The sequence below is a fragment of the Nonomuraea glycinis genome (genome assembly GCF_035920485.1).
GTDB lineage: Bacteria > Actinomycetota > Actinomycetes > Streptosporangiales > Streptosporangiaceae > Nonomuraea > Nonomuraea glycinis.
This window is the reverse complement of record NZ_CP109166.1, coordinates 4802091-4814554: the sequence shown is the minus strand read 5'-3', so window position 1 is coordinate 4814554 and position 12464 is coordinate 4802091. Positions and strand designations below refer to the sequence as shown.

14 protein-coding genes are annotated in these 12464 nt (G+C 70.3%); 6 read left to right on the top strand and 8 right to left on the bottom strand.

What is annotated here, in order from left to right:
- Positions 1-157: 157 nt before the first annotated feature.
- Both OHA68_RS22755 and OHA68_RS22750 read right to left on the bottom strand, forming a co-directional pair.
- Positions 158-418 carry a DUF3039 domain-containing protein gene (locus OHA68_RS22755; RefSeq protein WP_189138406.1) on the bottom strand — a complete coding sequence of 87 codons (261 nt, stop codon included), beginning with the start codon at positions 416-418 and terminating at the stop codon, positions 158-160.
- A 103-nt stretch (positions 419-521) separates the two neighbouring features.
- Positions 522-2120: a DHA2 family efflux MFS transporter permease subunit gene (locus OHA68_RS22750; protein WP_327109430.1), complete on the bottom strand. Its 1599-nt coding sequence runs from the start codon at positions 2118-2120 to the stop codon at positions 522-524.
- Positions 2121-2275: 155 nt separating this feature from the next.
- On the opposite strand from OHA68_RS22750, the gene OHA68_RS22745 reads away from it, so the two are divergent.
- Complete coding sequence (locus tag OHA68_RS22745; protein ID WP_327109429.1) at positions 2276-2881, top strand: TetR family transcriptional regulator; 606 nt, start codon at positions 2276-2278, stop codon at positions 2879-2881.
- Here the strand turns inward: OHA68_RS22745 and OHA68_RS22740 are convergent.
- The gene (locus OHA68_RS22740) at positions 2878-3456 is read right to left on the bottom strand and encodes a YqgE/AlgH family protein (RefSeq protein WP_189138409.1); all 579 of its coding nucleotides are present in this window, start codon (positions 3454-3456) and stop codon (positions 2878-2880) included. The genes OHA68_RS22745 and OHA68_RS22740 overlap by 4 nt on opposite strands.
- 120 nt (positions 3457-3576) lie before the next feature.
- Between OHA68_RS22740 and OHA68_RS22735 the strand changes: the two genes are divergently transcribed.
- Positions 3577-4131 (top strand): hypothetical protein, encoded by a 555-nt coding sequence (locus tag OHA68_RS22735; protein ID WP_189138410.1) that lies wholly within the window; start codon positions 3577-3579, stop codon positions 4129-4131.
- On the opposite strand, the gene OHA68_RS22730 is transcribed toward OHA68_RS22735, so the two are convergent.
- Positions 4109-4732, bottom strand: a complete 624-nt coding sequence (locus tag OHA68_RS22730; protein ID WP_327109428.1) for a TetR/AcrR family transcriptional regulator — start codon at positions 4730-4732, stop codon at positions 4109-4111. The two genes, OHA68_RS22735 and OHA68_RS22730, sit on opposite strands and share 23 nt — an antisense overlap.
- A 66-nt stretch (positions 4733-4798) precedes the next feature.
- Here OHA68_RS22730 and OHA68_RS22725 point away from each other — a divergent pair, with 66 nt between their 5' ends.
- A complete protein-coding gene (locus OHA68_RS22725; RefSeq protein ID WP_327109427.1) occupies positions 4799-6184 on the top strand; it encodes an MFS transporter in 1386 nt (461 codons plus the stop codon).
- 64 nt (positions 6185-6248) lie between these two features.
- Here OHA68_RS22725 and OHA68_RS22720 read toward each other — a convergent pair whose 3' ends face one another.
- Genes OHA68_RS22720 through OHA68_RS22705 form a run of 4 tightly spaced genes read right to left on the bottom strand, consistent with a single transcriptional unit; the run spans position 6249 to position 9830 of the window.
- Positions 6249-7658 (bottom strand): NAD-dependent malic enzyme, encoded by a 1410-nt coding sequence (locus OHA68_RS22720; protein ID WP_327109426.1) that lies wholly within the window; start codon positions 7656-7658, stop codon positions 6249-6251.
- A 56-nt stretch (positions 7659-7714) separates the two neighbouring features.
- A complete protein-coding gene (locus OHA68_RS22715; RefSeq protein ID WP_327109425.1) occupies positions 7715-8344 on the bottom strand; it encodes a cytidylate kinase-like family protein in 630 nt (209 codons plus the stop codon).
- Between the two features lie 9 nt (positions 8345-8353).
- On the bottom strand, positions 8354-9295 hold the full coding sequence (locus tag OHA68_RS22710; protein WP_327109424.1) for a tetratricopeptide repeat protein: 942 nt from the start codon (positions 9293-9295) through the stop codon (positions 8354-8356).
- On the bottom strand, positions 9279-9830 hold the full coding sequence (locus OHA68_RS22705; protein ID WP_327109423.1) for a MarR family winged helix-turn-helix transcriptional regulator: 552 nt from the start codon (positions 9828-9830) through the stop codon (positions 9279-9281). The genes OHA68_RS22710 and OHA68_RS22705 overlap by 17 nt, the downstream gene beginning before the upstream one ends.
- A 228-nt stretch (positions 9831-10058) precedes the next feature.
- Between OHA68_RS22705 and OHA68_RS22700 the strand changes: the two genes are divergently transcribed.
- From OHA68_RS22700 to OHA68_RS22690, 3 genes are all read left to right on the top strand, one after another.
- Positions 10059-11435 carry a hypothetical protein gene (locus tag OHA68_RS22700; protein WP_189138416.1) on the top strand — a complete coding sequence of 459 codons (1377 nt, stop codon included), beginning with the start codon at positions 10059-10061 and terminating at the stop codon, positions 11433-11435.
- A 27-nt stretch (positions 11436-11462) separates the two neighbouring features.
- On the top strand, positions 11463-12134 hold the full coding sequence (locus OHA68_RS22695) for a DUF4230 domain-containing protein (RefSeq protein ID WP_189138417.1): 672 nt from the start codon (positions 11463-11465) through the stop codon (positions 12132-12134).
- A 148-nt stretch (positions 12135-12282) separates the two neighbouring features.
- Complete coding sequence (locus tag OHA68_RS22690; protein WP_327109422.1) at positions 12283-12435, top strand: hypothetical protein; 153 nt, start codon at positions 12283-12285, stop codon at positions 12433-12435.
- The last annotated feature ends 29 nt before the right edge of the window (positions 12436-12464 follow it).

Here is a 12464-nt window from a genome sequence, read left to right as displayed (position 1 = left end):
GCGGCGGCCGGCCGGATCGGCGTGAGGAGCCCGGTCGCGAGCACGCATGCGAACAAGACGGCGGTCGCGCGCCGGGCCATGCAACCCCCAGTGACGGTCCGAGCTGGTCTGCATACAGACCGTAGCCCTACCTGGGGCGGTCACCCGTCAACAACACTCACTGCTTCTTGTCGTCGCCCTTGCCGCCACCGACCGGCAGACCCTCATAGATCTCCTTGCACTCCGGACAGACCGGGTACTTCTTGGGGTCGCGGCTCGGCACCCAGATCTTGCCGCACAGCGCGCGGATGGGCGTGCCCGACACCATCGACTCGGTGATCTTGTGCTTGTCCGCGTAGTGGGCGAACCGTTCGTGGTCGCCGTCGCCGTGCGACGTCTGCGGACGGGTCTCCTGCTCGGGAAGGATCTTCGTGCTCACGCCACCGAGTCTATGCCTGCCGACGACCTGTCCCGTTCACGGACAGCGCAACGGCTCCCGCCGAAGCGAGAGCCGTCGCCGAGCCGTTGCCGAGCCGAAAAGATCAACCGACGTGCAGCGGAGCGTCCTCGATCTTGCGCCCGCTCTTGACGAACAGGGCCAGGACCGCCGTCAGCAGCGCGACGCCGGTGCTCACCAGGAAGGCCAGGTGCATGCCGTCCATGAACGCGTTGCTCACGGCCGGGCCGACCACCTGGGCGAACTCCGCGGGCAGGCCCGGCGGCAGCCCGCCGAACGCGGCCGCCTTCTCCAGCCCGGCCAGCTGGTCCGGCGGGATCGTCCCGGCCGCCGCACCGAGGTGCTCGGGCAGCGAGGTGGAGATCTGGGCGGCCATGACGGCGCCCAGGATCGCGGTGCCGAGCGCGCCGCCGACCTGCATGGCCGACTGCTGAAGACCGCCCGCCACGCCGCTGAGCTCCAGCGGGGCGTTGCCGACGATGATCTCCGTGGCGCCCACGAAGACCGGCGACAGGCCGAACGCCAGCACCACGAACGGGATCGCGCTCTCCACGAACGTGGCGTCCATGCTGAGCTGGGACATCAGGAACATCGCGAGCGCGGTCACCACCAGGCCCGTGGTCATGGTGATCTTCGGTCCGAGCTTGCCGATCGCGAAGCCGGCCAGCGGCGAGGCCACGATCATGCCGGCGCTCATCGGCAGCATGCGCAGGCCCGCCTCCAGCGGGGTCAGGCCGTGCACGCCCTGGAAGAAGAAGCCCAGGAAGAACATCGCGCCGAACATCGCGAAGGCGACCATCATCATCAGCACCGTGCCGATGGAGATGGAGGGGTTGGCGAACAGCGACAGCGGCACCAGCGGCTGCCTGGCCCGGCTCTGCCAGAAGATGAAGCCCGCCATCAGCACCGCGAACGCGGCCATGAAGCCCAGCGTCGTGGAGTCGCCCCAGCCCCACTCGGGGGCCTTGATGATGGTCCAGACGAGCGCGAACATCGCGCCGGACAGCAGCACCACGCCGCCCCAGTCGATCCTGGCCAGCACCTTGACCGGGCTCTCCTTGATGAGGAAGACGCCCAGGAGCAGGGCGATGATCCCCACCGGTGCGTTGATGAAGAACACCGACTCCCAGCTCACGTTCTCCACCAGCACGCCGCCCACGATCGGGCCGGCCGCGCTGGACAGGCCGATGATGGCACCCCACGCCCCCATCGCCTGGTTGAGCTTCTCACCGGGGAACGCGCCGCGCAGCAGGGCCAGCGCCGCAGGCTGCAGCAGCGCGCCGAACAGGCCCTGGAGCACGCGCAGGCCGATCAGCGCGCCGACCGGCGACAGACCGGGGATGATCTCGGCCAGCTCCTGGCTGAAACCGATGCCGACGGAGACGAGGGCGAAGCCGCCGACACCGATGAGGAAGATCCGCTTGTGCCCGAAGAGGTCGCCCAGTTTGCCCGCGGTGATCAGAAAGACCGCCAGCGCCAGCAGGTAGCCGCTGGTCACCCACTGCAAGTCCGCCAGGGAGGCGCCCAGGTCGGTCTGAATCACCGGATTGGCGATGCCGACCACGGTGCCGTCGAGCATCACCATGATCACGCCAAGGCTGACCGCCAGCAGCACCAACCATGGGTTGCCGCCGGTCCCCGCCTTCTCCGGTGACGACGGTGCGTCGACCGTCGCTTGAGCCATGAAGTCCCCCTAGTACATCTCGCCCCATACCGGGGCATACGTCCGTAAGCCTCGGGCAATATATGTCAGACCCTGCCACATGACAAATGGGTTTTAATAGGCACTCGCCGACTTGTGGCAGAATGTGACAGGAAGATGTCGAGGGAGTGACGCGCGTGGGACTAAGGGAACGCAAGAAGGAGAAAACGCGGCTCGCACTGATGGACGCCGCGCTCGATCTGTTCCTCGAACAAGGGTACGACTCGACCACCGTGGATCAGATAGCGGGGGCCGTCGACGTCTCGCCGCGGACCTTCTTCCGCTACTTCACCAGCAAGGACCACCTCGTCTACTGGTATCACGACCAGAACGAGGAGACGATGCTGGAGACCCTCGCGAGCAGACCTCCCGGCGAGCCCCCCTTCGCGTCCATGACCCACGCCCTGCGCGCCCTGCTGCAGGACATGCGGGACGCAACGCCGACGGACACGGAAAGATTCCTCAAGGTACGGCGACTCATGGACGCCACTCCCCAGCTGGCCGCCCACTGGATCGGCCGATCCGTCGAGACCGAGCGCCGCCTGGTCGAGGCGATCGCCACCCGCAGGGGCGTGGATCCCGATCCCCTCTCGCACCTGATCGTGACGTTCGCCCTGGCGGCCATGCGGGTCGGTTTCGAGTGCCGCCCGACCGACCAGGGCGGCGTACAGGAGATGGCGAGCCGCATCGAGGAGACCCTGCGGCTCGTGGAGCGCTCACTGCGGCCGGGCTGGGACGCCTAGTTCATCGTGGGATCGTCCGGGCAGGTCGCCACGAACGCCAGCTCCCCCTTCTGCCGCCGCAGCACGTGGCGCCAGAGCGCCCCCGGATCGGTGTGAAAAGTGTCACCCACCTCCGAGTCCACGATGTACCACGCGCCCTCGGCGATCTCGCTCTCCAACTGCCCCGCCGTCCAGCCCGCGTAGCCGGCGAAGATGCGCATCTGCGCGATCTCCCCCTGCAGGATCTCGGGCGGCGCGTCCAGATCGACCGTGCCCAGCCGCGACACGGCGGGGGTGCCCGAGTGCAGTCTGCGCCAGCCCAGCGGCTCCTCGCCACTGGGCACCGCGGCCAGCGCCAGCGCGCTGTCGGTCTGTACGGGCCCGCCCTCGAAGAGCACCGAAGGACCGGTCACCAGCGGGTCCCACACCGGCAGCACCTGGGTCACCGAGATGTCGCTCGGCCGGTTGAGCACCACGCCGAGGGTGCCGCCGCCGAGATCGTGCTCAAGGATCAGCACGACGCTACGCCGGAAATTGGGATCGTCCAGAAGCGGCGTCGCCACCAACAACCCGCCGACGTAGATCGCTTCCGCCATACCTCCATCATGAAGGGTCAACCGGGCTTCTCGCTCCCCCAGTCGGCCGATGTTACTTTCTGTAGTCAAATGGGCACTGTACAGACAAAGATCGTCACATCGTCACGCTCGGGAGGAGCCATGCGCATCGGAGCCCGTCTCGCCCTGGCCGCCGTACCGCTGAGCATGACCTTCTTCCTGCCCGCCGCCGCGTGGGCCTGGCCGGACTCCGACGCCGGCGACCCGTTCACGATGACGACCTACAAGGTCTCCTGCCACTCCGGCACCGTACGCGTCACCCTGCGCAACCAGACCCGCCAGCTCGCCCGGTTCGACCTGCGCGCCGACTCCTCCTCCATCGCCACGGGCTCGATCCCCGCCCGCAAGACCCTCAGCAGACAGGTCAAGGTCCGCTCCGGCAGCAGCGTCGAGATCGAGGCGTACTCCGTCAAACCGCCCGGCGCGGACACCCTGATCGACTCCACCCGGGTGCGCAACGACTGCCCCTGGGGCCACCACCGCGACCGTCTGCCCTTCACCGGGCCTCCCGTGGACCTGATGGCCAAGCTCGCCACCGCGGGCGGCCTGGTCCTCACCGGCGGCATCGTGTGGTGGTACGGCACCTTGTGGCCGCGCTCCGGCCGCGCGCCGCTGGAAGAGCGTCTCGTCCGGCTCAGCCGCCCGGAGCGCCGATGAAGGCGCCGGCCCTGGCGGCGGCCAGGGCCCGCGCGGCCGCCCGCTCGGCGACGACCTCGTCCACCGGCTCCCTGGTCACCACCAGCCGGTAGTACAGCGGCGCCGAGACGGCCCGGATCAGCTCCGGCCCGTCCGTACCCTCGGGCAGCTCTCCCCGGCCCACCGCGGCGTCCACGACCTCCGCCCATTCGGCGATCCGGCGGGTGTAGAAGGCCCGCAGCGCGGTGGCCGCCTCCTCGTTACAGGTGGCCGCCGCGATGACCGCCTGGAAGGTGGCGCCGAGGCGCGGGTCGTTGACGGCGCCCAGGACGCTGAGCGCGTTGGCCCGCAGGGCGTCGTCGATGCCGCCGGTGTCCGGCGGCGGGGCGGACTGCTCGGCCAACTCGGTCATGAGGTCGGTGACCAGGCGGGCGGCGGTGCCCCAGCGGCGGTAGACGGTGGTCTTCCCCACGCCCGCCCGAGCGGCCACCTGGTCCATGCCGAGGCCGTCGAAGCCGCGCTCGACCAGCTCGTCCTGGGTCGCCTGGAGCACGGCCGCACGCACCTTCGCCGTACGACCGCCGGGGCGAACCGTCCCGGCCAAACGGGACTCTTGTTCCATTAATTCTCCCTACGTGCTAACGTCACCGCCATCTTAACGGAACAAATTACCCATTAGGGGGATGGCGTGACCGTACTGAACGAACCGTCGAAGCGGGCGTCCCGGATGAGCGCCCGCCAACGACTGATTCTCCTGCTGCTGCTCGGGTCGCAGTTCATGCTCGCCGTCGACTTCTCCATCCTGAACGTCGCGCTGCCGGTGATCGGCACGGGACTGGGCTTCGAACTGGCCGCCCTGCAATGGGTGGCGACCACGTTCGCGCTGGCCGCGGCCGGGTTCACGCTGCTGTTCGGGCGGATCGCCGACCTGTTCGGGCGGCGCCGGCTGTTCCTCGCCGGGATGGCGCTGCTCGGCCTGTCCTCGCTGGCCGGCGGCCTGGCCACCTCGCCCACCATGCTGCTCGTCGCCCGCGTCGCCCAGGGCCTGGCCACGGCCATCGTCACGCCCGCCGGCCTGGCCCTGCTGACCACCTCGTTCCCGGAAGGGCCGCTGCGGGCCAGGGCTCTCGGGCTGAACGGCGCGCTGATGTCGGCCGGCTTCACCTCCGGCGCGATCCTCGGCGGCCTGCTCACCGAGCTGCTGAGCTGGCGCTGGGCCTTCTTCGTCAACGTGCCCGTGGCCCTGGCCGTGCTGGTCGCGGCGCCCCTGGTGCTGACCGAGAGCCGGCCCGCGCGGCGGCCGAAGATGGACCTGCCCGGCGCCGTGACGGTGACCGCCGGCCTGCTCGCCCTGGTCTACGGGCTCACCCGGGCCGGCGAGCACGGCTTCGCCGACCCCGTCGCGCTCGGCGGGCTGGCCGCCGGAGCGGTGCTGCTGGTCGCGTTCTGGTTCGTCGAACGGCGGGCCGCCTCGCCACTGGTGCCGGTGACCATCCTGGCCAGGTCCACCGTCAAGTGGGGCAACCTCGCGGGCCTGGTCGCGTTCGCCACCGAGACCTCGCTGGTCTTTCTCCTGACGCTCTATCTGCAGAAGGTCCTCGGCTACTCGGCGCTGGCCACCGGCCTGTCGTTCGGCGTGCTCGGGATCGGCACCGTGCTCGGCGGCGTCATCGCCCCGCGGGTGCTGGCCAGGACCGGCACCGGCCGGGGCATGACCGTCGCCTTCGCCGTGCAGGCCGCCGCCACCGCGTCCCTGGCCCTGCTCGGCGCCGGGTCCGGATGGATCTGGCTGCTGCTGGTGGCCACCTTCGTCGGCGGCGTGGGCAACATGGTGGCGATCGTGGCCTTCATGATCACCGCCACCTCCGGCCTGCCCGACTCCGAGCAGGGCCTGGCCACCGGCCTGGCCACGATGACTCAGCAGGTCGGCATCACGATGGGCATCCCGATCATGAGCGCGGTGGTCACCGCCGCCATGGGCACGGTGCTCCAGGGGGTGATCGTGGCCATCCTGGTCAACGCCGCCCTCGCCCTCGCGGGGGTCCTCATCCGGACCCGGGCGAGCACCCCCTGAACGACGACCGCCCGGACCCACCGGGGCAGGGCGGCGTCCGGGCTGTGTCCGGGTCGTGTCCGGGTTACGCCTCGGTGAAGCCCCGGGCGCGGCCGCCCGCCGACTCGCGCACCGCCGCCGCCACCGCGGAGGCGACGTCGGGGTGGAAGACGCTCGGGATGATGTAGTTGGGCCCGAGCTCCTCCGGCGTGACCACGGCGGCGAGAGCGCCGGCCGCGGCCAGGAGCATCTCCGAGGTGACGATGTTGGCCTGGGCGTCCAGCAGCCCGCGGAAGACGCCCGGGAACGCCAGCACGTTGTTGATCTGGTTGGGGTAGTCGGAGCGGCCGGTGGCGACCACCGCGGCGTACTCGCGGGCGTCGTCGGGCGAGACCTCGGGCTCCGGGTTGGCCAGCGCGAAGACGACCGCGCCCGGGGCCATGGTGGCGATGTCGTCGCCGGTCAGGATGCCGGGCGCCGAGACGCCCACGAACACGTCGGCGCCCTTGACCGCGCCGCGCAGGTCACCGGAGTAGCCCTCGGCGTTGGTGTGCTCGGCGATCCACCGCAGCGACTCGTCGAGGTCGTCGCGGTCCCGGTGCACGGCGCCGAGATAGTCGCAGACCACCACGTTGCGGGCGCCGGCCGCCAGCAGCAGCCGCAGCACGGCGTTGCCCGCCGCGCCCGCGCCCGCCATGGTGATCCGGACGTCCTCGATCTTCTTGTCGACCACGCGCAGCGCGTTGGTCATCGCCGCGACCACGCAGATGGCCGTGCCGTGCTGGTCGTCGTGGAAGACCGGGATGTCGAGCAGCTCGCGCAGCCGCCGCTCCACCTCGAAGCAGCGCGGCGCGCCGATGTCCTCCAGGTTGATGCCGCCGAAGCCGGGCGCGATGAGCTGCACCGTGCGCACGATCTCGTCCACGTCCTGCGTGTCGAGGCAGATCGGCCAGGCGTCGATCCCGGCGAAGCGTTTGAACAGCGCCGCCTTGCCCTCCATGACCGGCAGCGCGGCCTCCGGGCCGATGTTGCCCAGCCCGAGCACGGCCGAGCCGTCGGTGACCACGGCCACGCTGTTGCGCTTGATGGTCAGCCGGCGCGCGTCCTCCTTGTTGCGGGCGATCGCCATCGACACCCGTGCGACGCCCGGCGTGTAGGCCATCGAGAGGTCGTCGCGGTTGCGCAGCGGCACCTTCGACTTCATCTCGATCTTGCCGCCGAGGTGCATGAGGAAGGTGCGGTCGGAGACCTTGTGGATGACGACGCCCTCGACGGCCTCGAGCTGGTCCACGATGGCCTGGGCGTGATCGGTGTCACGCGCCGCGCACGTCACGTCGATGCGCAGCTTTTCGTGGCCTGCGTTGGTGACGTCGAGAGCGGTGACCACCCCGCCGGCCGACTCTACGGCGTGCGTGAGCTGGCTGACGGCTTTGCCGCCGGCCGGCACCTCAAGCCGCACAGTAATGGAGTACGACACACTGGGGACGGTCGCCACGTCAATCGCTCCTTCGCGCCTGACCGAGAAGTCCTCCCATGGTAGAGGTGTTCTGGTCATCCCAGCGCCTCGGCCGCCGAGACGATCAGATCGACACAGGTCGCGACAGGGATGGCCGTGCTGTCGAGCACCAGGTGATAGAGCGAGACGTCGGCCGGATCGCGCCGGTAGAAATGGCGGACGTAGGCGACGCGCGCCCGGTCGTTGTCCTCGATGATCTTGCGCGCCCCGCGCTCGCTCAGCCCGCCGAGCGTGGCGGTCTGCCTGATCCGGCGCGCGAGCGGGGCGTCGAGCCTGACGTGCAGGGCGCCGGGATGGTCGGCGAGCAGAACGGCCCCGCCCCGGCCCAGGAAGACGCCCCCCTGCGCGCGGGCGGTCTCCACCAGGATCCGCTCGGTGTGGCGGACGAACTCCTCCGGCGCGTGTGGCAGCGCGCCGGGAACGTACATGTCGACACCGCCGAAAGTGACGGTCGGCAGCCGCATCGCGCTGAACAGCAGCCTGCCGAGACCGTGCTCGGCCCGGTCGTCATGGGCCAGCGCCTCTTCCAGAGTGCAGCCCAGCTCCTGCGCGACGGCGCCGGCGATGGCGCGGTCGACGAAGGGCACGCCCAGGCTCTCCGCCACGGCCGGCCCGATGTGGCCGCCGGCCGTGCCGTACGTCGCGGAAATCGTGACGACCCGCATATCCCCAGGTTAGAACAGGGCGTTCGACAATGCTCTACGCGCCCGGGCCAGAGAGGGGTCCTCGCCGGGCAGCGCCTCGAACAGCCCCAGCAGATGACGCCTGGCCCTGTCCCGATCGTCGCCCGAGGTGCGCTTGACCACCGCGATGATCCGGTCGAAGGCCTCGTCCACCGAGCCGGACAGCATCTCCAGGTCGGCCGCCAGCAGCTGCGCGTCGAGGTCGGCGGGGTCCTGCAGCCGCCGCTGGACGTCGGCCGGGTCGGCGTCGGCCGTCCGGCTGATCAGGCGGACGCCGGCCAGGCCCATCTTGGCGTCCTCGTTGCCCGGCACCCGGGCCAGCAGCCGCTCGTAGGCCGCCGCGGCCGCGTCCAGGTCGCCCTGCTCGATGGCCTCCTCGGCCGCCACCAGGTCGGGATCGGCCGGCGGCTCCTGCGGCCCCTCCGCCTCCTCCTGGCCGTCGGCCGGCGGCCGGGCGTCGGGGTTGGCCTGGTAGAACTGCTCGACCGCGCCCATCAGCTCGTCGAGCCAGCGGCGCACCTCCTGCTCCGGCAGCACCTGCTGGAAGCCGGTGACGGCCTGCCCCTGGAAGATGGCCAGCACGGTCGGCACCGCCTGCACCCGCAGCGCCTGCGCGATCTGCGGGCTGGCATCGACGTTGATCTTGGCGAGCACCGCCCGGTTGCCCAGCCCGCCGACCACTTTCTCCAGCACGGGGCTGAGCTGGGCGCTGCCCGGGGCCCGGGGCGACCAGAGGTCGAGGATGACGGGCACGGTCATCGAACGATCGATGACGTCGGTCGAGAACGTCTCCTCGGTCACGTCGACGACCGAGGCCGACGAGGCCGCCTGTGGCCCCGTGGCCTCCCGTCGGGTCTGCGCGTCCAGTGCCTGCTTGCGCGCGCCCAGATCGATGGCTCCGTAGAGCGATCCGGGCCTAGAGAAGTCCGCCATGCTCCTCATCTTGCCGCATGGCGGAACCGGGGAAGTCACCCGCCGCCACCCGGAGCGTGCGCAACTGGTCGAACATGTCCCGCAACGCGTCCTCGTCGTACATCGACAGGCCGAAGTCGGCCGCCATCAGATCGGCCGTCGCATGCCGTACGACGTCACGACCCGCTTCGGTGATCTCGGCGAGCACCCCGCGCCCGTCACGAGGATTGGGCATGCGCCGGACCAGGCCGGATCTCTCGAGCCTGTCAACGGTGTTCGTGACGCTGGTCGGGTGCACCATCAGCCGCTCCCCGATTTTCCAAAGCGGCAGCGCCCCCGTCCTGCTGAAGGTCAACAGCACCAACGCCTCGTACCTGGCGAAGGTCAAGTCGTAGGGCTTCAGGAGCGAGTCAAGTTGCGACAGCAGGATCTGATGCGCTCTCATGATCGACGTGACGGCGGCCATGGCAGAAGAGGGGCCGAAGTGAACGCGCCAGGTCTCCGCGGCTCGGTCGATGGGATCGAACGGCAGGTTGAGCGGCTTGGGCTGCGACACAGCGCTACCGTAGCGCGCTGCTCGTCCAGGTTCGTGCGCTTACGGAGAGCCATCGGATTCGCCGCTTGGCCAAGAATCCGGGCGTCAATCATCACGCTCAGTTATGGTTCTCGCATCGAATGGTGACGGGGAAGCCAAGTCCATCAGCCGTGGGGACGGCCGGACTCGGCGTTTTCGCCGCACCGACGGGGCACGGGGGGTGCTTGGTGAACTTCAACGGGAAAACGGGTGCGTGAGCACACGGGCGTTTCACGCGAGGAGCTGAAGCAGAGCGCGGCGGTCACGGTCGCCGTGCTCCTCGCTCTCGGCCTGGCCGCGGCGTGGAGCGTCCTGATCCCTGGCGTCGACGCGTGGGAGAACATCGTGGCGGCGGTCATCGGCTCGCTCAGGCTGACCGGACCCGTCGCCGCCGCCTTCGCCGCCTGGGTGGCCCTGCGCAAGCGCAGGGCGCTGCGCGACCGCCCGCTGACGACCTGGAAGGCGTTGAAGGCGCCGCTGGCCATCATGCTGGTGGTGCTGGGCTCGTTCGCCGCCACCGTGCTGGTGCTGGCCGTCAAGACCGTGCTCACCGAGCAGTCGGGCCGGCTGAGCCTGTCCGGCCTGGGCATGGGCATGGCCGGGCTGGCCCTCTACTCCGTGATCGGCTGGGTGGCCGGCTGGTCGCTGCCGAGCGCGGTCACCCCGCCGCTGGCCGGGATCGCCTGCTACGCGCTGTTCAGCTGGCTGGCCGACGGCGAGAGCTGGGCCGACCGGCTGGCTCCCGGCACGGGCGAGCCGTACGACCTCTTCCAGGGGTTGAGCGGGACGATCTTCCTTGACCAGATCATCTGGCTGCTCGGCGTCACGGGAGCCCTGCTGCTCGGCTGGGCCGCGCTGGTGACCAGGCAGGCCCTCGTGCTGGCCTGCGCGCTGCTGGCGGTGCTGGCGGCCGGCACGGGCGTGGCGCGGGTGCTGGCCGAGCCGCAGCCGGCGGCGGCGCAGGAGATCGCCTACAGCTGCCAGGAGTGGCCCATCACGGTCTGCGTGCACCCCGGCATGCGGGCGGGGCTGACGGAGCTCGGCGCCGCCTTCACCGAGATCGCCTCGCGCCTGGCGGAGACGCCCGCCGCCTTCACCCGGGTCGAGCAGCGCCCGCTCGACGACCCGCTCCAGCCGTCCAGCGGACTGGCGCCGATCCACCTGCCGGACCTGTCGGCCGGGTTCGCCGACGAGGCCGCGCACGAGTACATCGACTCGCTGGCGGCCCGGTGCCCCGGCAGCCCTGCGGACGGCTACCGGGAGATCGTGATGGCCTGGCTGCGCGGGGAGCCGCTGCCCGGCGGGCCGCTGCTGGAGCACGAGTACGCGGCGGCCTGGTTCTCCGGGCTCAACGAGCACCAGCGCCGTGAGTGGCTGCGCATGTTCTTCAGCGACTTCCAGGCGTGCAAGCTGTCCAGCACGCACTTCGGCGGGGGCCCCGCGGGAGCCGCCACCCAGCCGGCCGCACCGGCCGCCACCCAGGTGCGTGAGGAGAGCGCGCCCCAGGTCTACCCGGTCTACCCCGACCCCAGCGACCAGCCCTCGGCCAATTGGGGACCGAATATGTCACCTCAAGGCTGGCAATGATGATCGCCCTTCGGGTAGTCAGACACCATGACGACTTCCCAGACGGCGGATCCCGCAGTGTCTCCACGGCGCCGCCGCAGGTGGCGATATCTCGCGGCCCTGCTGGTCGCGTTGGTTCTGCTCGTGGTGGGTGGCCGCCTGGCCTGGACCTGGCTCAATCCGATGGGCGAGCAGACCGTCGACCGCAGCCAGCCGGTCCTGCTGGAGTCCATCAAGGACCTGAGCCGGTTCGTGGGCGCGACGGGCAGCTTCCAGGTGGTGGTGGACCTGGAGAAGGACGCCAACTTCCTGCCGGACGCGATCAAGGGCACCAGGACGCTGTTCGTCGGCGCGGGCGGCGTGGACGCCTACACCGACTTCTCGGGCCTGGGCAAGGACGCGGTGACGGTGTCCGAGGACCGCACCCAGGCCACCGTCCGCCTGCCGCGCGCCCAGCTCGAGAAGCCCAGCCTGAACAACTCGCGCTCGTACGTCTTCGCCCACCAGCGCGGGCTGTTCGACCGGGTGCAGGACTTCCTGTCGGCCTCGCCGAGCGACCAGCGTGAGCTCTACCTGCTGGCGGAGAAGAAGATCAGCGAGGCGGCCGTCTCCAGCGACCTGCGCGCCCGCGCCGACGCCAACACCAGGACGATGCTCGAAGGGATGCTCAAGTCCCTCGGGTTCACCAAGGTGACGGTGAAGTTCACCGACGAGCCGTGAGGGTCCTAGTGCCCTTCTCCCCTGCCTAGGCACCTACTCAGGCGTCCGCCCCCGCACAGATAAGGCATCCGCCCGATGTGCGGGGGCGGCCCTTAGGACGACTCTTGAGAGTGCAGGCAGAGAAGAACGCACAGCACAGGAGCTTTCGATGAACGCCGAGTTCGAGTACACCGTCATGCAGAACCACGCGAAGGAACTGCGCGAGGCAGCCGCCGAGCACCGCCGGGTGCGCGAGGCGCTGAAGGGCCGCCGGGACGAGCGCCGGCACCGCTCCTTCCTCGCCAGGTTCCTGTCCGCGTGACCGCCACCACGACGCCCGGCCGCACCCTC